This window comes from Streptomyces sp. NPDC013457 (genome assembly GCF_043089925.1).
Classification (GTDB): Bacteria; Actinomycetota; Actinomycetes; order Streptomycetales; family Streptomycetaceae; genus Streptomyces.
Window position 1 is genome coordinate 106,010 of record NZ_JBICBL010000001.1, and the last position, 24,507, is coordinate 130,516.

General features: G+C 71.0%; 22 protein-coding genes. 8 read left to right on the top strand and 14 right to left on the bottom strand.

The window, feature by feature from the left end:
* Positions 1-218: 218 nt before the first annotated feature.
* Entirely contained in the window at positions 219-836 is a 618-nt protein-coding gene (locus ACF1G2_RS00555) for a LuxR C-terminal-related transcriptional regulator (RefSeq protein ID WP_391796089.1), read from the bottom strand.
* 485 nt (positions 837-1,321) lie between these two features.
* Here ACF1G2_RS00555 and ACF1G2_RS00560 point away from each other — a divergent pair, with 485 nt between their 5' ends.
* Both ACF1G2_RS00560 and ACF1G2_RS00565 read left to right on the top strand, forming a co-directional pair.
* Positions 1,322-2,125: a phosphatase PAP2 family protein gene (locus tag ACF1G2_RS00560; protein ID WP_391796090.1), complete on the top strand. Its 804-nt coding sequence runs from the start codon at positions 1,322-1,324 to the stop codon at positions 2,123-2,125.
* On the top strand, positions 2,125-3,078 hold the full coding sequence (locus ACF1G2_RS00565) for a YihY/virulence factor BrkB family protein (RefSeq protein ID WP_391797000.1): 954 nt from the start codon (positions 2,125-2,127) through the stop codon (positions 3,076-3,078). The genes ACF1G2_RS00560 and ACF1G2_RS00565 overlap by 1 nt, the downstream gene beginning before the upstream one ends.
* 82 nt (positions 3,079-3,160) lie before the next feature.
* On the opposite strand, the gene ACF1G2_RS00570 is transcribed toward ACF1G2_RS00565, so the two are convergent.
* The 5 genes from ACF1G2_RS00570 to ACF1G2_RS00590 form a co-directional block, all read right to left on the bottom strand.
* The gene (locus ACF1G2_RS00570) at positions 3,161-3,823 is read right to left on the bottom strand and encodes a class I SAM-dependent methyltransferase (RefSeq protein WP_391796091.1); all 663 of its coding nucleotides are present in this window, start codon (positions 3,821-3,823) and stop codon (positions 3,161-3,163) included.
* Positions 3,824-4,493: 670 nt separating this feature from the next.
* Positions 4,494-4,916, bottom strand: a complete 423-nt coding sequence (locus ACF1G2_RS00575; protein WP_391796092.1) for a DUF6003 family protein — start codon at positions 4,914-4,916, stop codon at positions 4,494-4,496.
* A 468-nt stretch (positions 4,917-5,384) separates the two neighbouring features.
* Positions 5,385-6,962, bottom strand: a complete 1,578-nt coding sequence (locus ACF1G2_RS00580; protein WP_391796093.1) for a cation acetate symporter — start codon at positions 6,960-6,962, stop codon at positions 5,385-5,387.
* Positions 6,962-7,189 carry a hypothetical protein gene (locus ACF1G2_RS00585; protein ID WP_391796094.1) on the bottom strand — a complete coding sequence of 76 codons (228 nt, stop codon included), beginning with the start codon at positions 7,187-7,189 and terminating at the stop codon, positions 6,962-6,964. Before ACF1G2_RS00585 ends, ACF1G2_RS00580 begins: the two co-directional genes overlap by 1 nt.
* A 277-nt stretch (positions 7,190-7,466) precedes the next feature.
* Positions 7,467-8,720 carry a PucR family transcriptional regulator gene (locus ACF1G2_RS00590; RefSeq protein WP_391796095.1) on the bottom strand — a complete coding sequence of 418 codons (1,254 nt, stop codon included), beginning with the start codon at positions 8,718-8,720 and terminating at the stop codon, positions 7,467-7,469.
* Positions 8,721-9,122: 402 nt separating this feature from the next.
* Here ACF1G2_RS00590 and ACF1G2_RS00595 point away from each other — a divergent pair, with 402 nt between their 5' ends.
* From ACF1G2_RS00595 to ACF1G2_RS00605, 3 genes are all read left to right on the top strand, one after another.
* On the top strand, positions 9,123-9,878 hold the full coding sequence (locus ACF1G2_RS00595; RefSeq protein WP_391796096.1) for a restriction endonuclease: 756 nt from the start codon (positions 9,123-9,125) through the stop codon (positions 9,876-9,878).
* Positions 9,879-10,174: 296 nt separating this feature from the next.
* Positions 10,175-10,549: a hypothetical protein gene (locus ACF1G2_RS00600; RefSeq protein WP_391796097.1), complete on the top strand. Its 375-nt coding sequence runs from the start codon at positions 10,175-10,177 to the stop codon at positions 10,547-10,549.
* Between the two features lie 191 nt (positions 10,550-10,740).
* Positions 10,741-11,100, top strand: coding sequence for an ArsR/SmtB family transcription factor (locus ACF1G2_RS00605; protein ID WP_391796098.1), 360 nt, complete (start codon positions 10,741-10,743; stop codon positions 11,098-11,100).
* Positions 11,101-11,253: 153 nt separating this feature from the next.
* Here ACF1G2_RS00605 and ACF1G2_RS00610 read toward each other — a convergent pair whose 3' ends face one another.
* Together ACF1G2_RS00610 and ACF1G2_RS00615 are read right to left on the bottom strand one after the other, a co-directional pair.
* Entirely contained in the window at positions 11,254-12,000 is a 747-nt protein-coding gene (locus tag ACF1G2_RS00610; RefSeq protein WP_391796099.1) for a hypothetical protein, read from the bottom strand.
* Positions 12,001-12,132: 132 nt separating this feature from the next.
* Positions 12,133-13,311: a low temperature requirement protein A gene (locus ACF1G2_RS00615; protein WP_391796100.1), complete on the bottom strand. Its 1,179-nt coding sequence runs from the start codon at positions 13,309-13,311 to the stop codon at positions 12,133-12,135.
* Between the two features lie 304 nt (positions 13,312-13,615).
* On the opposite strand from ACF1G2_RS00615, the gene ACF1G2_RS00620 reads away from it, so the two are divergent.
* Positions 13,616-14,887, top strand: coding sequence for a phytase (locus ACF1G2_RS00620; RefSeq protein WP_391796101.1), 1,272 nt, complete (start codon positions 13,616-13,618; stop codon positions 14,885-14,887).
* 270 nt (positions 14,888-15,157) lie between these two features.
* Positions 15,158-15,304 carry a hypothetical protein gene (locus ACF1G2_RS00625; RefSeq protein WP_391796102.1) on the top strand — a complete coding sequence of 49 codons (147 nt, stop codon included), beginning with the start codon at positions 15,158-15,160 and terminating at the stop codon, positions 15,302-15,304.
* Positions 15,305-15,324: 20 nt separating this feature from the next.
* Here the strand turns inward: ACF1G2_RS00625 and ACF1G2_RS00630 are convergent, their stop codons facing one another.
* The gene (locus ACF1G2_RS00630; RefSeq protein ID WP_391796103.1) at positions 15,325-16,317 is read right to left on the bottom strand and encodes a helix-turn-helix domain-containing protein; all 993 of its coding nucleotides are present in this window, start codon (positions 16,315-16,317) and stop codon (positions 15,325-15,327) included.
* Positions 16,318-16,454: 137 nt separating this feature from the next.
* Positions 16,455-20,183 (bottom strand): S8 family serine peptidase, encoded by a 3,729-nt coding sequence (locus tag ACF1G2_RS00635; RefSeq protein ID WP_391796104.1) that lies wholly within the window; start codon positions 20,181-20,183, stop codon positions 16,455-16,457.
* Positions 20,184-20,739: 556 nt separating this feature from the next.
* Between ACF1G2_RS00635 and ACF1G2_RS00640 the strand changes: the two genes are divergently transcribed.
* Entirely contained in the window at positions 20,740-21,582 is an 843-nt protein-coding gene (locus ACF1G2_RS00640; protein WP_391796105.1) for a hypothetical protein, read from the top strand.
* A 106-nt stretch (positions 21,583-21,688) separates the two neighbouring features.
* Here ACF1G2_RS00640 and ACF1G2_RS00645 read toward each other — a convergent pair whose 3' ends face one another.
* The 4 genes from ACF1G2_RS00645 to ACF1G2_RS00660 are packed head-to-tail and all read right to left on the bottom strand — an operon-like array spanning position 21,689 to position 24,507.
* On the bottom strand, positions 21,689-23,143 hold the full coding sequence (locus ACF1G2_RS00645; RefSeq protein WP_391796106.1) for a cytochrome P450: 1,455 nt from the start codon (positions 23,141-23,143) through the stop codon (positions 21,689-21,691).
* The gene (locus ACF1G2_RS00650) at positions 23,140-23,766 is read right to left on the bottom strand and encodes an ATP/GTP-binding protein (protein WP_391796107.1); all 627 of its coding nucleotides are present in this window, start codon (positions 23,764-23,766) and stop codon (positions 23,140-23,142) included. Before ACF1G2_RS00650 ends, ACF1G2_RS00645 begins: the two co-directional genes overlap by 4 nt.
* Positions 23,747-24,103, bottom strand: a complete 357-nt coding sequence (locus ACF1G2_RS00655; protein ID WP_391796108.1) for a DUF742 domain-containing protein — start codon at positions 24,101-24,103, stop codon at positions 23,747-23,749. Before ACF1G2_RS00655 ends, ACF1G2_RS00650 begins: the two co-directional genes overlap by 20 nt.
* On the bottom strand, positions 24,100-24,507 hold the full coding sequence (locus tag ACF1G2_RS00660; protein ID WP_391796109.1) for a roadblock/LC7 domain-containing protein: 408 nt from the start codon (positions 24,505-24,507) through the stop codon (positions 24,100-24,102). Before ACF1G2_RS00660 ends, ACF1G2_RS00655 begins: the two co-directional genes overlap by 4 nt.

The following is a 24,507-nucleotide window of genomic DNA, read 5'->3' on the forward strand; positions in this document are numbered from 1 at the left end:
CGGAGATGTCACGCGGACAGTCAGGCCCGACCAGCGGGTCCGGTCCGACCGGCGACCGTCAGGCCCTATCGGCGACCGCCAGGCCCGACCGGCTGCCCTCAGACCCGACCGGCGACCGCCAGGCCCGACCGGCTGCCCTCAGACCCGACCGGCGACCGCCAGGCCCGACCGGCTGCCCTCAGGCCCGACCGGCTGCCCTCAGACCCGACCGGCGACCGTCAGGTCCACCCGGCTCCCTGGGCTATCCGGATGGCGTCCACCCGGTTGCGTGCGCCGACCTTGCGGATGACGCTCGCCATGTAGTTCCGTACCGTCCCCTTGGAGAGGTACAGCGTCGCGGCGATCTCGCCGACGGGGGCTCCCTTGGCTGCGAGCGAGAGCACGCTCAACTCACGTCGGGTGAGGGGCATCTCCGCCGCCTGGAGGAAGCCGAGGGCGAGCGTGTCGTCGAGGAAGCGCTCCCCGGCGGCGACCCGGTGGACGGCCTGGAGTAGTCGGATCTTCGATCCGTTCTTGTCGACGAAGCCGGTCGCCCCTGCCGCGTGCGCCCGGCGCAGCACTCCGGGCCGGTGGGCGGGGATCAGCGCCAGAAGGGCCGATCCGCCCGCCTCCGGTGACGCCGCCACCGATGTGGTCGGTGTGTCGGGCTCCGCCCCTGGAGGCGGCAGACACTCGGCATCGGCGACGTACACGTCCGGTGCCGGCGCGCCGGCCGCCGGCCCCTGCGGCCATTGCGAGACCGCGGAGACGACCGAGACCTCGTCGTCCGACCGCAGCAGTTCCACCAGCGCGGCACGCAGCAGCTGCGCCTCGTACACGACCGTGACTCTGATCATTCCCACCCCTTTCGGTCTGCGTCACGCCCCTGGGGCGTGACGCGATCAGCCCCTCACCCCTCTGCCCCTGTCTCCCGCGCGGGAACGCGACATCGGGCGCACAGGGGGCGCACGTCGGGGCGCTGGGGCCGAATCCGTTCCCTGCGTACGAACGGTGCGCAGGCCGACCGGGTGGAGGCCGCACGGCGCCCGTCGGGAATGTCCAGATCCGGTCGCATCCTCGTGGGCGCCGCCGGGCACGGGTCCGCCCCCTGCCTCCCTGAGCTGGGACGGGCGACGGCGTGAGCTTCAGGCACCGGCGTGGCCGAACGACATGAGGTGATCAGGACTCGGTGCCATCCCGGCCTGTGTACCCCTGTCGACGCGAACGATCGGAGGACGTCCGGACATTCTTGCGGGGGCCGGTCTTCCTCTCCGAACGCGCCTGAGACATGGCGCGCGGGCAAGGGCACATCATCCGGCCGTGGCCGGGCAACCAGATGTTCATGACGACGAGGTGGGGCACGGCCGCGAGGATCTCCTGGCTCGCGGTGCTGGTACCGGTGCAGGCGTCCGTGATGGTGGGACTGGGGCTCGCCCTGACGTCGGGCGGGGCGGGCGGCCGGCTGGAGTCCGCGGAGGAACGCGTCGTACGCGAGGCGGTCGCGTACCGCGATGGCTGGGTCGATGTCGTCTCCCAGTGGTTGTCGACGCTGGCCCGTACGGAGACGGTCGTGGGCGTGACGGTGGTGTCCGTCGCCCTGCTGGTGCTGTCCTCGGGCGGACGGCGGCGGCGTGAGGCCGGGTTCCTGGGGGCTGCGGTCGCCCTCCAGGCGGCGGTCTTCCTCGTGGTGACGGCCTTCGTGGAGCGTCCGCGTCCCGGTGTCCCTCACTTGGACGCGGCTCCGCCGACGTCGGGTTTTCCGTCGGGCCATGTGGGGGCGGCGGTCGCGCTGTACGGCGGGTGGCTCGTCCTGGTGTTCGCCCGATCAGCCCGAGGGCCGTGGCGGTACGCGTCGTTGCTGCTGCTCCTGGTCCCCGCGGCGGTGGGGGTGTCCCGGATCCACCGGGGCATGCACTATCCCACCGACGTCCTGGGCGGTCTGCTCAACGGCACCTTGACGCTTCTGCTGGTGGGCTGGGCACTGCTGGCGTCCCGCTCCCCCGGCGGGGAGCCTCCGGCCCGTCCGCGTTCGCCGTCGGCGCCCGGTAGGTGGGGCGACGACGGGTGCCGCGGTACGCACGTCCCGCGAGCGGACGCCGACGTGCCGTTGCCGCCGTCACCGGCCGCGCGACAGGGAGGACGATGATGGGCACCGCCACACGCGTGCCGCAGCGACGCGACGTCGTGGGGGACGAACTCTCCGGCGACGAAGCGTGGACCGCTCTACGGCAGTACGGGGGGTGGAGCCTGGCGCGGGACTCGTTCGTACGGTTTCGCTACGCCGACGGCTTCAGCCACTCGCGCGCGCTGGCGCTGCAGACGGTGCTCTCCCTCGTGCCGCTGGCGATCGTGGCGATCGGCCTGTCCGGGGTGCTGCACACGGAAGGCATAGGCCGGGTCGCCGAGCTGACGATCCGTCGGATCACCAGTGGCCCCAGCCAGGAGATGGTCGACGAGGCACTGCGGCTGAGCAGTCGGCACGCGGGCGATGGGGGCCAGGCGGCGCTCTGGCTGGGCCTGCTCTTCTCGCTGGTCAACCTCACCACGAGCCTGTGCCAGGTCGAGCGTGGCGCCAACCGTATCTACGGCGTCGAGCGGGACCGGCCCTTCCTGAGCAAGTACGTGCGGGGGATGGTGATGGCCGTGCTGGCCGGGTTGCCGCTGGGGCTGAGTTTCCTCCTCACCGTCCTCGGCTCCGATCTGACGCGGGCGTTCGCGGAGGTCTACGGCGTCGGGCCGGACGCCACCCGTGCCTGGGAGATGCTGCGTTGGCCGGTGGGCGTGCTGCTGGCTGTGCTGGCCACCAGCGCGATCTTCCGTCTCTCCCCGCGCCGGGACCAGCCCGGCTACACGTGGCTGGCCTTCGGCGCGATCCTGTATCTGGTGCTGTGGAACGGGGCCACCTGGGCGCTGAGTCTGTACGTCGGGGCGAGTGGTTCCTTCACCAGCGTGTACGGGCCCCTCAGCGCGATCATGGCGTTGTTGCTGTGGTCGTACCTGACGTCGCTGGCCCTCTTCCTCGGTGTCGCGTTCGCGGCACAGCTGGAGGCCGTCCGGGCCGGCGTGGAAGAGCCGGCCGGACCCGATCCCGGCGTCTGAGGCCCTCCCTGGGCGGTGCGTCGTGGCGGTGCGTCGTGGCGGTGCGTCGTGGCGGTGCGTCGTGGCGGTCCGGTCGCGTCGGTCAGCGGAGGCGGCGGGCGCGGAGGACGATGTCGTCGGTGTGGTGGGCGCCGGCGCCGCCCTCGGGGCCGACGCGGGGACGTTGTTCATCGACCTCGATCCGCCAGTCGTCGTCGAGCAGGGCGGCGACCATGGAGGGCCAGACGTAGTCGGCCGGGTCGAAGCCGCCCTCGTCCGGTCGCTGGGCCTCCATGCCGGCGTGGTGGACCAGCAGGAGGACGCCCCCGGGTGCGACGGCGGACAGGAGGGCGCGTTCGGCTGCGGCTTCGGGGGTGCGGAGCAGCGCCGGGTACTGGGCGGAGACCAGGTCGAAGGAGCCCGGCCGCAGCTTCGCCTCCGTCAGCTCCGCGTGGATCCAGCGGACGACGGCTCCGGCATCACGGGCGTGGCCCACGGCCCGGTCCAGCGCCACGCCCGAGACCTCGAGCGCGGTGACGTCCCAGCCGCCGCGCGCGAGCCAGACGGCGTCGGCGCCTTCGCCGCAGCCGACGTCGAGCACTCGGCCGGGGGTGAGGTCGGCGGTCTCGGCCACCAGCGCTCCGTTGGGGCGGCCGCTCCAGAGTCGGTGGCGGTCGGCGTAGCGGTTGTCCCACTCGGCCCGTACGGTCGGGTCTCCCCGGTACGTGTCGGCGGGCGATCCCTCTGCTGCGATGTGTTCGGTCACCGGTCCACCGTTCCTGAAGGTGGGTCCACGACGCCACTGTTGTTGCCGGTTCGGCAAAGGCCGGACCAGGAGCACCCGGCCCGCGGACAGCTGCGGGAACGGGGCGGCGACCAGAGCTTCGGCCAGGCCCGCCCTCCTGGTCGGAGCGCCCAGCGGCCTGGTGACCGGGGCGGCCGCCCGAGACCACTCCCCCGCGATTCACGCCCTGCGGGTGTCCCTGGTGCGGGGTGACCAGCTGCTGGTGGACAACAGGGCTGTCCTGCACGGGCGTACCGCCTTCGCCGAACGCCCTTTCGCGCGCCCCTCGGCGCCCGGACTCCTGGTCCCCGTGTGGGCGCACTGAGTCGCCGGCCGCCGCCGGAGCGGCGCGGCGGCCTGCCCGCCGTCGTCGGCGACGTCGTCGACACAGCCCGGAGGGCGCGGCCGTCGGGGCCTGCGTGCGCGTGGCGTGGGCGCGGGCGGCTGGGCATCGGCGCACGGAGCCCTCACGGAACCGGTGCCCGCGCCTGGTGAGGCGCGGGCACCGGTCTTCGTGCTGTCCACGGCCTGGGGGACGGTCGCGGACCGGCGATTCGAGCGGTCCCCACCGCTCACGGCCCGCTTGCCCCGAACGGCCGCCCTCATGCCCGGTGTTCGGACCGTTCCGGGCGGTCGGCCTCGGGGCCCGCGGTCAGGCGGTCAGGCGCGCGATGTCCTGCGGGTCCAGGCCGGTGAGCTGGGCGATGCGCTGCGCGGGGATGCCCGCGGTCAGGGCGCGGTGGACGAGAGCCTCCCAGTCCTGGGTAGCGTCGCGGAACTCGAGCAGTTCGTGCTCCATGTCCGTGACGGACTGGGGCGCGCACTCCTGCTGGACGCGCAGCGTCTCCTCCTCGCTCAGGGGGACGGGCAGCCGCTCGGCGTCCTGCGGGATGAAGAGCTCGGCCTCCGCCGGAAGGATCCTGACCTCCTCGGAAGAAGCGGAGACGCCGTGCGCCTGCAACCATCCGTGCACGGCTGGTGTTTCGGAACATTCGAGCGCACCGACGGTGGCCAGGGCCGCCCCGATCCGAGGATGCCGGGGAGGGAGCAGGAACAGGTATGCGTCATCAGCCATCGTGCGACATCGCCTTCTCGGTGGGCCATCAGCGGCGCACTGATGCTAGCGCTCTCGCGGCTGCGCACCTCTTTCGCCTAACCGCTGTGCGGGCAGGCCGTCATCCCCACGGAATTTGCCCTCCCCCCACCGCTTACGCGCCGGCCCCCACTTCGACCGGCGCCGACGGGGTCGCCCACCCTGCGCCCCACCCGCACAGCGCGGGAGACAGGTCGGTGTCGAGCCGTCGGACAGGTGGTCGATCACCACGTCGGCGGCGCCCTCCGCCCCCGCGGAGGCACCCCGGAGGAGTGACCTCTCGTCGCCGGGCCCCTGGTCGAGGGTGATGCTGTTGCGGCCAAGGCGGTGCTCCCCGAAGAGGCCGGCGGCGACACGAAGATCATCCCCGTCGACCGGCACATGGCAGGAGGGCTCCACCCATACCTGGAAGCTGTGGGAGGAGACCGCGGAACAGGGCCACCCCGACGGCTACGGCACCCGCGTGCCTCGCGTGTTGCCCAGTCGGCCCAGGAGGAAGGCGACGGGCAGCGACACGAGGACGACCGTCTGGAGCGGGAACCAGTCGACGTGCCAGTCGGGGAAGAGCGCCAGAGGGTTGCCCGAGAAGACCGGACCGGACAGCTGGAGCCCGACGGCGCAGCCCAGACCTCCGTACAGCGTCCAGAGCAGCCCGGTTCGCGTGTAGCTCTTCCAGAAGAGGGAGTACACCAGGGCCGGCAGCAGCGAGGAAGCGGCCACCGCCAGGGAAAGCGCAGTCAGGAACTGGACGTTCCACCCCTGCACCCAGACCGCCAGAGCGATGCTCAGTACGCCGACACCGGCGGACGCAAGGCGGGCGGCGGCCACTTCCCTCCCTTCGGTGGTTCGGGAACGGCGCAGCACATGGGTGTACACGTCGTGGGCGATCGTCCCCGCTGCCGCCAGGGTGACGCTCGCGACGACGGCCAGTGTGGTGAGGAAGACTCCGGAAGCGACCAGGACGACGAGCAGCGCGCCGCCGGTGGGCGCGTCCGCGCCTCCGGCCAGTTCGTCGGCCAGCATCACCAGCGCGCTGTTACCGCCCGGATCGGCGGCCAGGATCGCCGGGGCGCCGATCAACGCGGAGGCGGCCAGACCCATGAGAGCCGTGGTGAAGCAGAACGCGCCGACGATCATGAGCGTATGACGCACGGTCCGGCGGGCCGTGGCGGCGTCGGGCGCCGTGCCGAGCTGCAGGGCGACGTGCGGCAGGCAGGCCACACCGAACACAATGGTGATCATGAGGCCTATGAAGTCCAGGGTGGCGGCGGGCTCCGCGCTCGCGCCGAATCGGAGGCCAGGGCGCAGATAGTCGGCACCGCGGCCGCTTCCCTGTCCGGCCGCGGCGACCAGGGAGTCGCTGCTCCAGTGGAAACGGTGCAGGAGCACGGAAGACACGACCAGAGCCACACAGAGCAGCACCACCGTCTTGATCACCTGGATCACGATCGTGCCGCGCATGCCGCCGAACGCCGTGGCGCAGACGACGAGAGCACCGATCATGACGATCGCCGTCTTCTCGATCCCCGGACCGGACAGCCCCAGCAGCGCCGCTGTGGTCACCCCCGCGCCGGAGAGCTGTACGACCAGGTAGGGGACGCAGGTGGACAGGGTGACCACGGCGACCGCGATCCTCACGGCGCGCCCCGGCGTCCGCCGGCCGAACGTGTCGCCCAGGGTGTAGCCGGCGCGCTCGCGCAGGGGCACGGCGAGCAGGAGCAGAACGCCGAGGGAGAGCACGGTGCAGAGCGCGATGAACAGGCCGTCGTATCCGAAGACGGCGACGCTTCCCGTGGTGCCGAGCACCGTGGCCGAGGAGAGGTAGACGCCGGAGAGGACCAGCGCTCCTCGCAGGGGCCGCAGCGTGCGTCCCGCCGTGTAGAAGTCCTCGACGCGGTCCCTCGGAGGGCCACTGAGGACGCACAGGAACAGGACGGGGACGATGAACGCCACGAAGCAGCCGAGGATCAGTGCCTGGGTTTCCGGGTCCGTGGTGCCGGGCACGGCGAGCGGGATCTCCGGTCTCATCAGTACTCCCCGTGCCCGTGCGCGGTGGGGCGGACGGGCGTCCGGACCCCGTCCGCACTGCGGTCGTAGCGCACCGCCGTCCAGACCAGCAGCACGCCCTGGAGGAGGAGTGCCCACACGCCGATGCCGGTCTCGCCCCGCAACGGGGCGGCTATGAGGTCGGGCGCGGAGCACACGAGCAGCAGATGCGCCGTGAGCACCGCTCCGTTGACCACGGCGAAGGACACGCCTGGACGACGACGGGACCGCGAGTGATGAGGGTGGCGAGGGGCGTGCGGGTTGGTCATGACGGAGCTCTCCTGGCAGGCGTGGGTGCGAGTGGGTCGCCTCTGAACGGGCCTCACCAGAGCACCCGGCCCCGTGACACGTCCATGCGCTCTTCCCGCGCCGGTGTCCGCTCCCAACGCCCGGCACGTGCGATTGTGCCGGGGCCCAGGAGCGTGGAGGACCAGGGAGGCGAGGGGATGCCGGGAAAGATCGGACTCCGGGGCAGCGGGGAGGGGGTCAGGCTGGTGGACGACGCCGGCGTCCGTCGTCGGCAGGTCCGGCTGCCGCCGCCGGCCCCAGCAGGCGGTGGGCATCGAGCGCGAGGGTGAGTTGCACCAGGTCGCGGGGGCGGGACAGCGTGAGGCCGGTGACCTGTTCCACACGGCGCAGCCGGTTCAGCACGGTGTTGCGATGGCAGAACATCCGCCGAGCCGCCCGGACGGAGGATCCGCCGCATTCGATCCAGACACCGACAGTGTCGAACAGCAGGTCGCGGTCGGCGGGCTCCAGGTCGTACAGGGGCCTCAGTACCTGGCGGACGAGTTCGTGGGACAGGTCGGGCCTGGAGACCAGGAGCCCGTCGGGCAGGCGGGAGTCGAGCCGGGCGACCTCCCCGTCATCGCGGCAGGTACGAAGCGCGAGTCCGGCCATGTCACGCGCGCGGGCCAGGCTGTCCAGGCCCGTGACCACCGGGCTTATGCCGATGCGGAGCCCTGGTCCGGCGACGAGGCCGGAGGCGAAGGCGTCCAGCGGACGGTCGCCCAAGTGGGCGACGAACACGGCGCGCCGATCCCAGGAGTGCCGTAGGACCCGGATGTCCTTCAGCTCCGGGGCGGCCTGGGGCACGCGGCCGTACGGCGGTGTCGCCTCCACGACCGCCACCGCGTACCGGCTGTCGAGCGGCAGATCGAGGATGTCGGCCGCGCTCCGGGTGAATTCGGGGTCGTGACGCGTCTCGAGGAGGGCGGCGAGGGTCAGACGGACGCGTTCGTGGTGCCGGCCGGTCACCCCCTCGACGACCTGCCGGTAGGCGTCCGCGACGAGGACGGCGTCACGGTCGTTGCTCTTCCACACCAGCTCGGCGACGTGCACCATCCTGCGCATGTCGCCCAGACCATCGCGTTCCACCACCCCGATCATCCCGCTCCAGACCTCGGATCCGGCGACGCGGTAGGCGTGCAGCACTTCGTCGAGGGGGCGTCCCTGTTCCGCGCGTCGCGTGCCCAGCTCTCTGGCGAACCGCTCGACGTGCACGATCCTGTCCGGCTCCACCCCGGTCTCCAACGCGTGGCGGATGCCCGTCGCCACGTTCTCGCGCGCGTCGGGCGGCGCGAGCACCGGGTCGGCGTAGTACGGCACCTCGGCGCGGATCGCTTCCAGGACGGAGTCCGTGAACACCGTGCCGTATCCGAGAAGCCGCCGGCACGCACGGTCGAACAGCTCGGCGGAGGACGGGTCGGTGGCGTTGTCGGGGGCGAGACGACGGTGCATGGAACGCTCCAGGTGGACGGGGGTGCGAGCACCACGTGCTAGGTGCGGGCGCGAGGCGCCGACGTGCGGTGCCGACGGAGCTGCGCGGAGCGCGGGAGCCTTCGACGGGCCGGTCGCCGTGGGCGTGAACCGGCAGCGTCCTCTCCGGCGGGCACCATGCTAAGCGGTCGGTCAGCGAGTGGTGCGGTCTCGGCCGGATCGTGATGTTTCCGTATGCGCCGACGTGGTCGGCCACGTTTCGAAAGCGCGTTCACGGATATGTGGCGTTCCGTCAGGAACATCGGCCTCTCGGCGGGGACAGCTTCAGTGCCGACCCGCGGACCGGTACGACGCGGCCCCCGAACCCTTACCGGGTCGGGGCCGCGGTGTGCGAGAGGCATGGACGAGTGAGGGAGGGCCCGGATGAAGGTGACCGGGGAGGGCCGCGGTGCGGCACGGCGTGGCCCTGTGGCCATCGGACGCGATCTGCTGCTGGCGGTGGGGCTCATAGGCATATGCGGCGGCGGCCTTGCTCTCTTCCTCAGGACGGCCGAAACGGCGGGGCGTCGCGGGTCCGGCGTCCCGGTCGCCGTGCTCGCGACGCTCGCCGTCCTCGGAGTGCTCGCCGTGGGGCTGGGAGCGACCAGGCGGAGTTCCGTACCCGTCCGGCACCGCGAACGCCTTCGCCTCTCAGGCGTGCCGCACGACTCACCGCCCGCCCCGGACGTGCCCGACGTGGATGCCACGGCTCTGGACCACGCCGCGGTCGACGCCGACGGCTTCGAGCACGCGGTCGCCGCACTGTGCGCGCGGGACGGCTGCACCGCCGTGGAAGTGGTGGGAGGAGCGGGCGACCTGGGCGCCGATGTGCTCGCTGTCACGGAAGACGGCCGGCGTGTCGTGCTTCAGTGCAAGCACTACGCGGAGGACAACCGCGTCGGATCCCAGGATCTGCAGAGGTTCGGCGGCACCTGCTTCACCATCCACGAGGCGGATGTGGCCGTCGTCGTGACCACCAGCTCCTTCACCGCACCGGCTGCCGAGTACGCCGCCACGTGCGGGATCATCTGCGTGGACGGCGACGCGCTGGCCGCGTGGACCGATCAGATCGCGCCGCCCCCCTGGGAGGCGCTCGACGCGGATCCTACGACCCCTGTCTCGGTGACCGGCCCGGTATGAGGTTCCGCGCGGCGGTCGTTTTCCGCCGCGGCGTCGCCCGGCCTCGTCGCCGACGGTGGTCCGGGATACTCGGATGTTCCCGAGAACAGCGGTGAACCGAGGACGATCATCGCGCCGGCCTGCGGGTGCAGGGCGTCCCAGGGTGTGGTTGTCGGGTGTCGGGGCTTGTGGGTCGTTTCACGCCGGATTCGCTGTTCTCCTGAACTCCTCGGTGGTCGGTGGGTAGCGTCTGCCGTCATCACTCGGCCGGGGCATGAGGCCGGCTGGGCCGTCGCAAGCGCAGGAAGTGAGTAGCAATGTTGTCTGTGGAGACCTCTCTCAAAGAGGCGATGACCTCGATCGAAGGGAGCCTGGGGGTCGCGTTGGTGGACTACACGAGCGGCATGGCCCTGGGAACGCTGGGTGGAGGCAAGGACCTTGATCTGGCGGTGGCCGCGGCCGGGAACACCGACGTGATCCGGGCGAAGACCCGCACGTTGGAGATGCTGGGCCTGAAGGAGGACATCGAGGATGTGCTGATCAGCCTCGGAACCCAGTACCACCTCATCCGGTTGATCAAGGGGCGTGGGGGCAACGGGTTGTTCCTCTACCTCGTTCTGGACAAGGAGAGGGCGAACCTGGCCATGGCCCGGCACCAACTCAGGCGCATCGAGGCGGAACTGGAGCTGTAGCCGCTCTTCCGCTTCCCGGCTTCGGACGCCCACGAGTTGAAAGATTCTTCAACTCGACACATCTGAAAGTGATCAGCCTAGGGGCGAGTCCGGGCCGGGAGGCGGGAGAATGAGGGAAGCTGGACACCGAGGAACCGGCGGCCTCGGTTGACAGCCTTTGCAATGGCCAAACCAGGTGGGAGCGTTGTCGCATGCAGGTGCCGCTGTACCAAGCCAAGGCGGAGTTCTTCCGCATGCTCGGACACCCCGCCCGGATCCGCATCCTGGAGCTGCTCCAGCACGGGCCCGTACCCGTTCGTGAACTCCTGAACGAGATCGAGATCGAACCGTCGAACCTCTCCCAACAGCTTGCCGTACTGCGCCGTGCCGGCATCGTGATATCCATCCGTGACGGCTCCACCGTCAGCTACGCGCTGGCCGGCGGCGATGTGGCGGAGCTCCTTCGCGCCGCGCGGCGCATCCTCACCGAACTCCTGGCCGGGCAGAACGAGCTACTCGCGGAACTGCGGCACTCCGACACCTCTGTGGGAACGAGTCCACCCCCGCCGTGAGCCCACTCGGGTCCGACGGAGCGTTGAAGACACCCGACGCGAACCAACCACGTGCCACTTCGCCCAACCGCGTCCGCTCAAACCGGCAGGGAACGACCGCCCCCGCAAGGGCCTCTTCGGCCCGGCCCTGCCCACTTCGATCAGGCCGACGGGTCAGGGTGTGGGCGAGGCCTTGGTGAGTGCCATCCAGGCTCGGACCGTCTCCAGGTGCGAGCCGCTCGCCGTGCCTGCAGCCACTGCTTCGGCGTCCGCGGCGGAGCACGGCGTCCGTGCGCGGGTGAGCAGGGCGAGCGGCCAGGCGGGGCCCGCACCGGTCGGCTCTCCGTCGAAGGGGGTCCAGTCCCACGGGCCGTCGAATCGCCACGCCCGATCCGTGGCGTCCGCAATCTCGTCGCCGACCTCCAGAAACGCGTAGGGGCGCAGCAGCAGTTCGAAGGTGAAGGGGATGCCGTTGCCAGGGTGGAGGCTGTACCCGATCCCGTTGAGATGGCTGTCGTCCGGGAACTCGCGGTAGGACACACCACGGGGCAGCACGCATACAGTCAGGTCGGGACGCGGCAGCCAGCCGGTCTCGAGCGGAGGGTCGTGGTGGTCGACCGCCGTCACATGAACGACGGTCGACGGCACTCCGACCCGGCAGGTGTCGCCCGTGGCAAGCTGCTCGGGCGGCGGATCGGTCCGGAACAGCTCCACCTCTGGGCCGGGCGCTTGACCGTCGGTGTCCACACCCAGGGCGACGACCCCGTTCCAGCGCACGAAGTCACTGCCCGCGTCGATGTCCCACCAGGGCCACCGGAGCGAGATGCAGTCCCACGTCACACCCCGCTCGACTCGTGTCGGCATGAAGGGGCAGGCGACCGACACGACGTCACCGGCCCGGAAGTCCCTGGTATCCCTCACGTGTCCAGCGTAGACACACTCCTCTTGTGAACTGCGCCGGCCCACCGGCCGGGCTACACAGGCGGCACCACACCCTCGGGACCTGCCACACCGCTCGGATCGGGCGTGGACGTGGCACCTGGCGGGTGGGCTCTACGCGAAGCGTTTCTCGTACAGCCAGTTCCAGCGGGACACCAGGACGAGCGACCACACCAGACTGTCGGGCGTCCATCGACCGGCGAAGGCGGCGAGGAGCAGCGGCAGTCCGACCATGGGCAGGCCCACCGCCACCATCCACCGCACGCCCCGTCCCGAAAGCGCTCCGGCCACCAGACCGACTCCCAGGAACACGGCGACGGCCCCGCACATCAGCCACCGCATGCCGAGCGGTAGCCGGCCCTCCACGTGCTCCACCGCGGCGCCCAGAGCGGCGGCCAGAGACGCGAGGGCTCCGGTCGCCACGCAGTGCATCGGCAAGGAGAAGCGTGGAGCCAGCACCCCGAAGCCGAGGAGGGGTACGCCGCTGGAGCGGCGCACCGCCAGCGCCCAGAGGGCCAGCAGGAGAGCGAAGGACCCCACGGACAGGCTGCCCAGATCCGCGTTCCACTCGGCGCCGGAGGCGGCCTGTACACCCTGCGCGATGCCCTCGCCGATCACGATCAGGGTGAACAGGCCCAGCCGCTCGTCCAGATGGCGCGGGTCGAAGCGGGCGGCCCGCAGGGCCTCTCCGTCCTGTCCATGGCTCCGGTCCCCCGCCGCCTGCTGCTTCCGGATCCGCGCCATGAGCCGGTTACCGGACAGGGCGAACGTCAGGGTCAGATCGACGGCGAGCCCGCCGGCCCACAGCCAGTACCGCAGGGGATCCTCGGCCCACACGGAGACGATCCACGGTGTGACACCCGCCGAGAGCTGCGCCATCGGCCAGTCCGCCGGGACCTCGCCGCGCCCCTGCCACACCCGTGAGGCGAGCAGACGGACGAAGACGTAGGCGAGGGCGAAGGCGTCCCCGTGGTCCGAGCGGACCTCCGGTACGGCCGCGGCCATCACCGCGAGCCCGAACATGCCGATCAGTACGGTGCGGGTGTGGACCTTGTCGGCCGCCACGTTCCCGTACGTCGTGAAGCACATCCACGCCGTCCAGAAGGCGAGGAACAGCACGCAGTACAGGGCGAGGTCCGCGTGGTCGGGTGCACCGTGCAGCAGATGGGCCAACTGGGCGACACCGGCGACGGCGATGAGGTCGAAGAACAACTCCAGCCATGAAGCGTGCCGTTCGGACTCACCGGACGAGTCCGGGCCCGGGTCGGACGCTGCGGCGTTCTGAGCGGTCATGACGGCGAGTATCGGACGAATCCCCCATGAGCCCCGGACGGTGAGCGGCGCGCCGCGCCGTTGTGGCCCGATGGCGGGCCGTGGCCGCCTCGACCGTCCGGGGCGGTGCGGGCGGGGTCGACGGCCGGACCGACACGGCACGTCGTTCACCGCATGTACATGTAAGTGTGGCGTTACGGGTCGTCCGGCGGCTGCTGTGCGGACACGAAGAGGCAGCACGCTCTGGCCGTCAACCACCCCCCCTGCAGAGGAGACTTGTGTGTCCCGCTCGATGATCGTCCGATCGGCTGTGCTGGCCGTGTCCATGACTCTCACCACAGCGGCCTTGGCGGCGCCGACCCAGGCCGAGGGTCGCCGCCATGTCTCCGCCGGTCCGCTGTCGGCCGTCAGCCCCCGCGCGGAGACACCGGTGCTGCACGACGACGACGAAGGTGGCAACGCCGACGCGGACGACCCCGCTATCTGGCGCAACGACGCGGCCCCCGGCCGCAGCCTCGTCGTCGCCACCGCCAAGGAGGGCGGTCTGCGCGTCTACGACCTCGACGCGCGGCTGGTGCAGTCGATCGCCGCACCCCCCGCTGCGGGCGAGGACGACGCCCCTGGTCGCTTCAACAACGTGGACCTCGTCCGCGGCCTGCGGCTCTCCTCGGGAAGGGCCGATCTGGCCGTCACCAGCGACCGCGGCCACGACCGGCTGCGTTTCTACCGCATCGACCGCGACCGCACCGGCGGTCCGCTGACCGACGTCACCGACCCGGGCGTGCCGACCGTCTTCTCCCGGGACCAGGCCGAGATCAACGACCAGCGCACCGCGTACGGTCTGGCGACCTGGACCGACCCGGCGACCAGGAAGTCCTACGCTCTGGTCAGTCGCCGCGAGCGCACCAGCATCGCCCTGCTCGAGCTTCTGCCGGCCCCGGACGGCAAGGTCACGTACCGAAAGATCCGCACTATCGACCTGCCTTCCTCCTTCCGGCTGCCCGACGGCACCTCGTGGTCCCCGTGCGGCGAGCCCGGTGAGCTGGCGCAGGTCGAGGGCATGGTCGTCGACCCCGGGAACGGCACTCTCTACGCCGGCCAGGAGGACGTGGGCATCTGGCGTCTGCGTGCCGACCTCACCGGAACCCCGAAGCTGATCGACAAGGTCCGCGAGTACGGCGTACCCGGCACCTACGACGAAGCGAGCGAGGAGTGCACGCCGGGCGCCGACCCCGGATTCGGCGGCACGAAGATCTCCGCGGACGTCGAGGGCCTGACGATGCTCACCGAGTCCGACGGCGACGGCTACCTCCTTGCCTCCAGCCAGGGCGACGACACCTTCGCCGCCTACGACCGGGAGCTGGACGACGCCAACGAATACGAGGGCGGCTTCCGGGTCGCTGCCGCGGCCGGTACGCCCGATGGATCCGAGGAGTGCGACGGCGCCGCGGTCCTGAACGCCCCGCTCGGTTCCAGGTACCCGAACGGTCTCCTCGTCGTCCAGGACGGACACGACGCCCCTGGTGACGGCGACCGCCCGTCGACCAACTTCAAGTTCGTCGACCTCGGCAAGGTGAAGGACGTCCTCGACAACTGACCCGGCGACGCGGCGGTAGCACCCGGCTCTCCCGCTCCCACGGGCGCAGGAGCGAGCGGGCGTCGCCTGCGGGAAGGGGCTGGACCCGAAGGCGACGACCGCTTGCTCTCCTCGCACCTGCCCAGAGCTGCCCCGCGCACACCCGAGTCGCCTGCTTCGCGCGTCTGGCCCGACCGATCACGTGTCAGGCGACCCGCGGGTGTGAGGTCGAGGCGTCGGCGCGGCTTCGCGGGGTAGGCGGAGCGCACGAACCGACCCCGAGGAGATGACATGTCCGGATTCATCACGCGTATCAAGCACTTCACCCGCACCCCCCAGGGCCGGCGGGCCGTCGCTTCCGTCCGGCACGCCGCCGCCGACCCGCGCAGGCGCGCGCAGGCCCGCACGCTCCTCGGTCGTCTGCGCGGACGTCGTTGACGGCTCGGGTCAGGCGCCCGTCACAAGGGCTGTGTCCAGCCGTTCCGTACGGCGTGGGCGCCGAGTTGCATCCGGGTCCGGACTCCGGCGAGATCCATGAGGTGACGGAGGCGACGGTGCAGGGTGCGGGGTGAGAGGCCGAGCCGGGTCGCGGCCGTCAGGTCCGTCAGGCCGGCCAGGAGCAGGGCGAGTATCTTGCGGTCGAGGTCGGTGGGGCCTGTCTCGCCGGCCTCGACGATGCGGTCGGTCTCTCCGCCGGTGTCCGAGAGGTCGAGCGGGTGGGCGTTGTTCCACACCGTCTCGAAGAGCGCGTCCAGGGCGTCCAGGAGGCCGCTGCGGTGCAGCAGCGCCGCGCCGGGTTCGCCGGCCGGGGTGACCGCGAGCGGGACGAGGCCGAGGTCGGCGTCGGCCAGGACGAGCTTCATCGGCAGGCGGTCGGCGACCCGCAGTTCCACGCCGTTGCGCAGGGAGTCGATCGCGTCGTCGATGATGCCCGGCTCCGCCAGTACGGCCCGGTCCAGCACCGCCCGGAAGTGCACTCCACGGTCGATGGCCACGGGTTCGGCCGTGTTCTCGTCGGGCGGCAGGGCGACGAAGGGTGCGGTGATGAAGCTTCGCACCTGCGTGCGGGCCGCCTGCTGCACCTGGAGGAAGCGGTGGCGGATGGCGTCGGCGCCCGTGATGACCTCGATCAGATCGCTGATGCTGGTTCCGGTCATCGCGGCCCGGTGTTCCTCGGCGAAGGTCACCAGCGCCCGCTCGGCCGTGCGCAGTCCGTCCCGGCGCTGGCTGATGAGCGCGCCCAGCGCCATCGCCGGCGGCGCGGCGGTGTACCGCTCGTCCGCCGATCTGGTCACCAGGCCCCACTCGACCAGGCGGGACAGGGCCTTGTCGGTGTGGGCCCGCGACAGGTCCACCGGGTCGGCCAGCTGCGTCGCCGTGGAGTCCGGCCGTCCGAGCAGCGCCCGGTAGACGACCTCGTCGTCGGGTTCCAGGCCCAGGACATCCAGCATCGGCGACCGACTCTCTTCCGCTTGCCGCAGCGGGGAGATTATGGGCCACGACGGCGGACCCTGAACAGTCCCGGGTGGGAGCGGGGGTGAGGGGAAGGGCCCCGGGAAGTCGCCTCCCCGGGGCCCCGCGGTGTGGTTCATCGCAGGCCGTACGCCCGGATGATCTCGTTCTCGACGCCGTAGCCGCTGTCCGTCCCGGCGCTCGCGCGCAGGGAGACGAAGCCGCCGGGCTTCCGGGCGGTCCTGAACGAGCCCGTCCAGGAGCGGTCGGCGCCCTTGGCCAGGGTCACCTTCTGCCAGGTCGCGCCGTCGTCGTACGAGACGTCCAGCGTCACCTCGGTGACGGTGCCGGGTACGTCGCCGAGGTCGCTCGACACCGGCTTGAGCACGATCCGCTGGGTCGCGTCGCTCCTGATGTCGCCGTGCAGGTCCGACTCCAGCGCGTAGTCCAGGTTCAGCACCGAGAACGGCTCGAACCACTCCGAGTCGACGGTGTCGGACATGAACGTCCACTCCGTGTGGGTGCGCGTCGACAGCCTGAAGAGGTCACCGGGCCGCTCCACGTCGAGGACGGCGCGGTAGGGCAGGTTGCCCGCGGGTACCTCCTGCCACTGCATGTCTCCACCGAGCGGGTTGTCGTGGATCAGGGTGTCGCCCTGGAAGACCCGCAGGCGGGAGGGTGTCTCGCCCCAGGGGAGGAAGCCGCCGAGGCGCATGGTGTCACTGGCGGAGGACCAGGCCTGCACGTTCCAGGTCATGTGGTTCTGCCAGCGGGAGTTGTACACGCCGAAGGACTCGCTCTGAGCGGGTCGGGTGACCGGGGCGAACCAGTCCAGGCGCGTGGTGCTGCCCTTCGTGTACGTGTTGTCGCCCGAGACCATCACCCACGGCAGCGTGCCGTCGATGCCCTGTGCGTGGGATTCCCGCCAGACCTGGCCGGGGGTCACCCACTCGGTGCGGGTGCCCGGGTGCCACTCGGGTTCGGGGAAGTTGAACGACGGGCTGAGGGTGAAGTCGGCCCTGTACCCCTCGGACGGACGGCTGCCGGCCGCCGCGTAGTAGCGGGCGTCGATCCGGGCGAGGTCGCTCTTGGCCGGCTTGTAGACGAGTGCCCGGTCCGGCACCCGGCCGGGGTAGTCCCGGGTCAGGTCGTAGACGAACGGCGTGTACTCGGTCTGCTTGACGGTCAGCTTGAGGGTGCCGGACCTGGCCATCGAGGCGAGGGCCCTGCCGGCGTCGCGGTGCACGGTGGCGACCGGGATGGGCGACTCGCCCACGTACTCCATCAGGGCGCCGACTCCGTCGTTGACGACGATCAGTGCCTTGGCTCCGGCCGCGACGGCGGCTTCGGTGCGCTCCTGCGGCGAGACCCCGTCGCTGCGTTCGACGACGACGACCTTGCCCTTGGCCTTGACCTTCGCGTAGGCGGCCGGTGAGCCGTCGCCCGCGTGGACGGCGGCCAGCCGGTCGGTGGCGGTGCCGAGGGCGCTGCCCGCCTGCACCCGGGTCTCGAACTCGAGGCGTCCGCCCGGCGTGCTGAGGCTCAGCTGCGGCTCGCCCTTGCGCCAGCGGGTGACCAGGGTGAACTCGCCGTGCCGCATCGGTTCCGTGGGCGCGACGTAGACGTCGTCGTAGGCCGGCGGCAGTACGTAGGCACTGCGGAAGTCCGTGTACGGGTCGAAGCCCTGGTAGTGGATGTTGAAGTCGACCTTGCGCTGACGGTCCTCGGTGCGCTGCGGCGCTTCGGTGCGGAGCAGGTGTGCTCTGCTCGCGTCCAGCACCACCTTCGCGGAGCCGTCCTTCAGCACGGTCTCGGGGTCGACGAGCACGGCCAGGCCCGAGCGGTCGGACTTCTCACCGTCGACGTCGAGGTATCCGGCGACGGTGTAGAGCCCGGGTGCCATGCGCAGGGTCGTCGAGCCTTCGACGTAGAGCGACCACGGCCAGGTGTCCCCGGCCAGGTTGACGGTGACCCAGCCGGCGGCGGGCCTGCCGTCCCTGCCGACCAGTTCGATGTTCAGGTCGTAGCGCTCGTCCTCCTTCAGCAGCGCCAGGGAGGTGCGGGTCACCGGCTGTCCGGTGGCCGCGTCGGTGGCCGTCACATAGCCGGCGCTGCGGCCGGCGGGGGCGGTCCGCGGGTCGCCGGTCACCGGGACGGCGGCGGTGCCGCGCGCGGGGACGGTCACCGTCCTGGCTCCCAGCGTGAACGGGCCCTCGGGCGCCGTCAGGTTCAGCGTGACGTCGGTGGAACCGGTGTTGGTGAAGGTCAGGTCCTTCGTGACGGCGACGTCGCCCGGCTCGTGCGGCCAGGTGTAGTTGCCGAAGAAGAGCGATCCGGTGCCGCGGACCGTCGTGCGCACGGCGGCGGCCACGTCGAGACGGCCCGTCCCGACCTCGTACGGCGAGTATCCGGCGTCCAGGCCCTTGGCGGTGCTCATCAGGTGTTCCTTGAGCTGCGCGCCGGTCCAGTCGGGGTGCTGCTGCGCGAGGATCGCCGCAGCTCCGGCGACGTGCGGCGTGGCCATCGAGGTGCCGCTGATGGTGCGGTAGAGGCCTTCACCGCCGTCGGTCATCTCCTGGGAGCGGGCGGCGGTGATGTCGACGCCGGGCGCCGCGATGTCCGGCTTCATGCCGCCGGAATGGGCCAGCGGGCCGGTGCTGGAGAAGGACGCGAGCCGGTCCTCCTTGTCCGTGGCCGCCACGGTCAGTGCCGATGCGGCGGCGCCCGGGGCGGAGATGGTCTCCGGGCCGGCGTTGCCGGCGGCTATGACGAACAGGGTTCCGTACTGCGCGGAGAGGGCGTCGACGGTCTGCGACATCGGGTCGCTGCCGTCCGTCGGGTACGAGTCGCCGAGGCTCATGTTGACGACGTCCGCGCCGGATTCGGCGGCCCACTGCATGCCGGCCATGACCCAGGAGTCCTGGCCGTGGCCTTCCTTGCCTCCGAGCACCTTGCCGACGAACAGGTCGGCGCCGGGGGCGACACCCTTGTTGTCGCCGGCGGAGGCGGCGCCCGAGCCGACGATGGTGCCCGCCACGTGCGTGCCGTGTCCGTTGACGTCGCTGACGCCCTCACCCGGCACGAAGCTCGCGGTGCCGTCGACCAGGCCCTCGAAGTCGGGGTGGTCGACGTCGATGCCGGTGTCGAGCACGGCGACCTTGGCGCCCTTGCCGGTGTAGCCGGCCGCCCAGGCCTCGGGGGCACCGATCAGCGGCACGCTCTCCTTCAGGCTGGCCTTCACACGGCCGTCGAGCCACAGTTTCTCGACTCCGGCGCCCAGCTTCGTACCTCCCCGCGGCACGAGGCTGCTCCAGAAGGTGCGGGTCTGCCGCTTCTCGGTGCTGAGGGCGGCTCCGCCGATGCCTTTCAGCTTGCGGGTCAGCTTGCTGCCCCGGGGGGCCGTGGGCTCGGCGGCCGACCGGGACCTCTGCGCGGTGTACGTCGCGATCAGCGGCACCGTCGCCGACTGCGCGTCGTCGTACCCCATCTCGATCAGGTCGGTGACGTTGAACAGCCGGCGGTCCAGCCGGTTCGTGCCGAGCAACGGCGCGACCTCGTCCGGGACGACGTACAAGTCGCCCTTGACCTGCTGGAGTTTCACCCCGCCGACGGCGCTGTCCGGCCTGTCGACTTCGGCCATCTGCCGGCCGTCGGCCGTGGTGGTGACCGTGACGACGTCGCCGGTGACCAGGGTGACCTTGTGGGTCGCCGAGGGCTTGGCGGAGACGGCCGGCCTGCTCGGAGCGGCCTGTGCGGGCGCCTGCAGGAAGGCGAGCCCGGAGGCCAGAAGAGGCACCGCGGTGGCCGCGGCGATCAGCCGCCGGCGCTTGCGCAGCACGGCATACGCATGAGGGAGGGAGTGCATGCCATGGGTCTATCGACCGGTGAGCGCCGTCGTGAAGGCCTCATGGAGGCAAGTGCTCGCCATGGCAGACACTTGTCAGCCAGGGCGCACGATTCAGGCCGGGAGGGCGTGGCGCATCCGGCTCCGGGCCACGTGGCCCGAACGCCGCTCACCGGCCGGAAACGGATGGGGGATTGCCGGTCGTCCGAGGCGGGCAGGTTTAGAGAGCCGCGGGACGGGCAGCGTCCGTCCTCGCGGCAGTGGCGATTGACAGCAGCACATGCAGTACATGCGGGAACACGCACAACGCACAGGGTGGGCCGCCTTCCTGCAGGCGGGCAGTTCGCGTGGTGGTCCGCACTCCGTTGCGGGCCGAGGAGAGAAGGAGGCCGGTCCCATGACAGTGCGTACCGTCGAACTCCCCCAGCTGTGGATGCCCTACCCGCTGCGGGTGAATCCCTGTCTGCCGGCCCTGCGCCAGGAGAGCGAGTCCTGGGCGCGCGAGATGGGCATGCTGGGCGGGAGCGAGGGTCCGTCGGGACGGGGCTCGATATGGACCGGGTCCACGTTCCATGCCATGACCGTCGACCAGCTGACCGCCTGGACCCTGCCCGACGCCTCGCTCGCCGACCTCCGGCTCAACCACCGGTTCAACATCTGGGCTCTCGCCTGGGACGACTACTTCGCCGGCGCGTTCAAGCAGACCGGTGATCTCGCCGGTGCGCAGGCGTTCACCGCCCGGCTGCACACCTTCCTCCGACCGGATCACGGGTCCCGGTTACCGGAGCCGACGAATGCCGTGGAAAGGGGAATCGCCGATCTGCAGCAGAGCCTTTTCCCGCCGAGGCTGGCGCACTGGCGACACGATTTCAACCGGGCACTGGCCAAATACATCGATGCGGGAGTCGAGGAACTGGCCAACAGCCGCAGCGGCCGCATTCCCCATCTGATCGATTACGCCCCGTTCCGACGTGAGAGCTTCGCGGCTCATACCGCCCTCTATTCGGTGGAGTTGGCCACCGGAGGGCGAATACCCGAGCGGATTCGCCAGCACCGGACCGTGCGGGCCCTTCTCGACGCCTTCATGGACTTCATGGGGCTGGCGAACGACGTCGCCTCGTTCGAAAGGGAGGTGCATGAGGAGCACGACGTCAACAACCTCGTCCTCGTCGTCGGCACGTCCCTGGCGATCAGCCTCCACGACGCTGTACCCGCTGCCCTGAATCTGGTGAACGCCCGTCTGCGGGACTTCGAGCACCTCAGGCAGCAGGCCCTGCCGCAGCTCGTACGGCGGTCCGGGCTGCAGCATGCCGAGCGGGCCGAGCTGGAGACGTGGCTCCGAGGGGCGTGCAGTTTTCTGTCCGGCCTGCATGCCTGGTACACCGGAGCACCCCGTTACACCTCCACGGACATCTCCTGACGGGAACACCGGAAGCGGACCCGTGCGCAGGGGTGCCGACCGACACGCGTCGGCACCCCTTCGCCTCTGACACGACGGCCCGCCGCGCACCGGCCGTACGGCCGGGCTATCCCCTGCGCAGGAGGCGTCGTCCGACGCGCGTCCACCACGAGGCACGCGGTCCGGGCACCCGGAGCTCAGGGCCGGAGCCGGTCGTCGCACCGGGCGCCGGCTCCGACTCCGTTCCGCTGCTCTGGGTGGGCGGGGCCGGAAGCGGGACCGGGACGTCGGGCGCCTGGGGCGGGCGGGCGGCGAACGTCACGGGCAGCGCCGTCAGATGCCGGGCCCAGGTGGAGGAGCGCCAGGTGAGGCTCTCCTCGGGGACGGCCAGGGTGATGTCCGGAAGGCGGGTGAGCAGGATGTCGATTCCGGCGTCGGCGATGATACGGCCGATGTCCTGGCCGGGGCACTCGTGGTTGCCGGCGCTGAAGGACAGGTGCGCGCGATTGTGGTGCACCGGGGCCGAGGAGTCCGACCGGATCGCCTTGTCGACGTTTCCGGCGGCGAGGCCGAGCAGGAGCATGTCTCCCGCCTTGATCTCCTGTCCACCGACGACGGTGTCTCCGTTCGCCCATCGGCCGGGGCACACCATCAGCGGCGGCTCGTCCCAGAGGACCTGTTCGACGGCCTCGGGCAGGGTCATCTGGCCGCCGGCCAGCGAACCGCGGAACCGGGGATCGGTGACGACCATGCGCAGGACGTTGGACATGAGGTTGGCGGTCGTCTCGTAGCCCGCGAGCAGGATGAGGCGCAGGTGGTGCTGGACCTCCTCGTCCGTGAGCCGGGCGGGGTGGGCCATCAGCGCGGAGGCGATGTCGTGCCCGGGGCGGGCGCGCTTGGCGACGACGAGCTGTTCGAGGCACTCCAGGACGTAAGCGTTGCTGGCGAGCGAGGTCTCGGTGGCCTTGAAGAGGTCACGGGCCGCGTGGACGAGCTTGGGGCCGGCCTCGTCCGACATGCCGAGGAGGTGGGTGAGGGTGAGCATGGGCAGGTGCTCGGTGAACTGACCCACCAGTTCCACCTCGCCGCTCTCGCAGAAGGTGTCGATCAGCTGGTGGGCGAAGCGGGTGATGTGGCGGCGGACGCCCCGGTGGTCGAACTGGCTGAGGCCGGCCGTGACCGCTCCGCGCAGTCGCTGGTGTTCCTCACCGTCCGCGCAGACGCAGTCGGGGCGCCAGCCGATCATCGGTACGAGCGGGGACGTGGCGGGATCGATCTCCCCGCTCTCCCAGCCGTGCCAGACGCGGGGGTCGCGGGAGAACTGGGTGGGGCGGGTGGCCACTTCGCGGTTCTCGGAGTACCCGAGGACCAGCCAGGCGCGCACGTCGCCGTCGAGCAGAACGGGCGCCACCGGTCCGTGGACGGACCGCAGCTCCTCGTACAGACCCATGGGGTCCGTCTCGGCGGCGGCTCCGTAGAGCCGCGTCGCCCCCTCGGCTCCCGGGGCGGTGTGGGCCGGGCAGCCGGGGGGCGGGGTGGCCCCGGACTTCTCGGTGTCCTGTTCGGCAGGTGGCACGGTCATGCGTTCTCCTGGTCGGCGGCGAGGGTGTGCAGGTAGACCATCAGCGAGAGGAGGGCGTCGCGGCAGGACACCCGGTCCCGTGCGTCACAGGTGACGATGGGGACGGATTCGCCGAGGGCCAGGGCGGCGCGCAGATCGGGCAGGGGGTACTGCGGAGCCTCCGGGAAGGTGTTGACGGCCACGACGAACGGGACGCGGCGGTCCTCGAGGCGGGTGATGACCTCGAAACAGACTTCGATCCGGCGGGTGTCGACGAGGACGACGGCGCCGAGGGCGCCTTCGAAGATCCCGTTCCACAGGAACCAGAAGCGCTCCTGTCCGGGGGTGCCGAACAGGTAGAGGATCAGCTCCTGGTTGATGCTGATCCGTCCGAAGTCCATCGCGACGGTCGTGGTCTTCTTGCCCTCGGCACCGGGGTTGTTGTCGATTCCGACGCCTGCCTGCGTCATGGTCTCTTCGGTGGTCAGGGGCGGGATCTCGCTCACCGACCCGACCATGGTCGTCTTGCCGACTCCGAAGCCGCCGACGATGACGACCTTGACTCCTCTGGCGCCGTGGGGCAGCAGCACGTCGGTGCCGCGCGGGCCGGCGTCGGTCGTCGTGTCAGAGCTTGCGTAATCCATGGATCACCGCCTCCAGCAGACCTCGTTCGGGGAATGCCGCCACGGGCACAGGTGCGATGGCCTCGACCCGCTCGTCGTCGACGAGTCTGGACAGGAGCACGGTGACGACGCTGAAGGGAAGTCGGAGGTACGCCGACACCTCGGCCACGGAGAGCGGGTACGTGCAGAGGGTGAGGATGGCCGCCTGCTCGGGCTGCATCGCGGGCTCGGGCTCGGACCTCGCCGCGATGAGGGTGACCAGGTTGAACTTCTTGGCCGCGGAGACCTGGCCACCGGTGATGACATAGAGCGGAACGGGAGTGCCTTCATCCCAAGGCCCCTGGTTCTCTGATGTCACATCGCCTGCCCGATGTCCTCACGAGGAGGGCTGGTCATGTGCCGGCCGATGCGGACCACCAGTGTCCGCATGCGGTCACCCAGCAGCCCGGCGTCCACCTCCTGGTCGGCGAGCACCGCGAGATAGGCACCGGGACCGGCCGCCATGAGGGAGAAGTACCCGCCGTCGGCCTCGATGCCGACCATCCGGGTCGAGCTGTCCCCGTGCGGGAACATCTGGGCGATGGCCTTCGCCAGGCTCTGGATGCCCGAGCAGGCGGCGGCGATCGCGTCGGCGGTGTCGGGTGCGGTGTTCGCCTGCCCGATGCACAGGCCGTCGGACGACAGCACCACCACGTGTCGCACGTACGGGACGCCGCCCACGAGCTCCTTGAGCATCCAGTCCATGTTGGGCAGTGGCTGCAT

Coding starts and splice junctions, on each gene's coding strand:
- ACF1G2_RS00600 (WP_391796097.1), top strand. CDS start 10,175: ATGTTGTCTGTGGAGACCTCTCTCAAAGAGGCGATGACCTCGATCGAA.
- ACF1G2_RS00635 (WP_391796104.1), bottom strand. CDS start 20,183: ATGCACTCCCTCCCTCATGCGTATGCCGTGCTGCGCAAGCGCCGGCGG.
- ACF1G2_RS00575 (WP_391796092.1), bottom strand. CDS start 4,916: ATGGCTGATGACGCATACCTGTTCCTGCTCCCTCCCCGGCATCCTCGG.
- ACF1G2_RS00660 (WP_391796109.1), bottom strand. CDS start 24,507: ATGCAGCCACTGCCCAACATGGACTGGATGCTCAAGGAGCTCGTGGGC.
- ACF1G2_RS00615 (WP_391796100.1), bottom strand. CDS start 13,311: ATGACCGCTCAGAACGCCGCAGCGTCCGACCCGGGCCCGGACTCGTCC.
- ACF1G2_RS00565 (WP_391797000.1), top strand. CDS start 2,125: ATGGGCACCGCCACACGCGTGCCGCAGCGACGCGACGTCGTGGGGGAC.
- ACF1G2_RS00620 (WP_391796101.1), top strand. CDS start 13,616: ATGACTCTCACCACAGCGGCCTTGGCGGCGCCGACCCAGGCCGAGGGT.
- ACF1G2_RS00640 (WP_391796105.1), top strand. CDS start 20,740: ATGACCGTCGACCAGCTGACCGCCTGGACCCTGCCCGACGCCTCGCTC.
- ACF1G2_RS00650 (WP_391796107.1), bottom strand. CDS start 23,766: ATGGATTACGCAAGCTCTGACACGACGACCGACGCCGGCCCGCGCGGC.
- ACF1G2_RS00630 (WP_391796103.1), bottom strand. CDS start 16,317: ATGCTGGATGTCCTGGGCCTGGAACCCGACGACGAGGTCGTCTACCGG.
- ACF1G2_RS00645 (WP_391796106.1), bottom strand. CDS start 23,143: ATGACCGTGCCACCTGCCGAACAGGACACCGAGAAGTCCGGGGCCACC.
- ACF1G2_RS00605 (WP_391796098.1), top strand. CDS start 10,741: ATGCAGGTGCCGCTGTACCAAGCCAAGGCGGAGTTCTTCCGCATGCTC.
- ACF1G2_RS00590 (WP_391796095.1), bottom strand. CDS start 8,720: ATGCACCGTCGTCTCGCCCCCGACAACGCCACCGACCCGTCCTCCGCC.
- ACF1G2_RS00580 (WP_391796093.1), bottom strand. CDS start 6,962: ATGAGACCGGAGATCCCGCTCGCCGTGCCCGGCACCACGGACCCGGAA.
- ACF1G2_RS00555 (WP_391796089.1), bottom strand. CDS start 836: ATGATCAGAGTCACGGTCGTGTACGAGGCGCAGCTGCTGCGTGCCGCG.
- ACF1G2_RS00595 (WP_391796096.1), top strand. CDS start 9,123: ATGAAGGTGACCGGGGAGGGCCGCGGTGCGGCACGGCGTGGCCCTGTG.
- ACF1G2_RS00560 (WP_391796090.1), top strand. CDS start 1,322: ATGACGACGAGGTGGGGCACGGCCGCGAGGATCTCCTGGCTCGCGGTG.
- ACF1G2_RS00625 (WP_391796102.1), top strand. CDS start 15,158: ATGTCCGGATTCATCACGCGTATCAAGCACTTCACCCGCACCCCCCAG.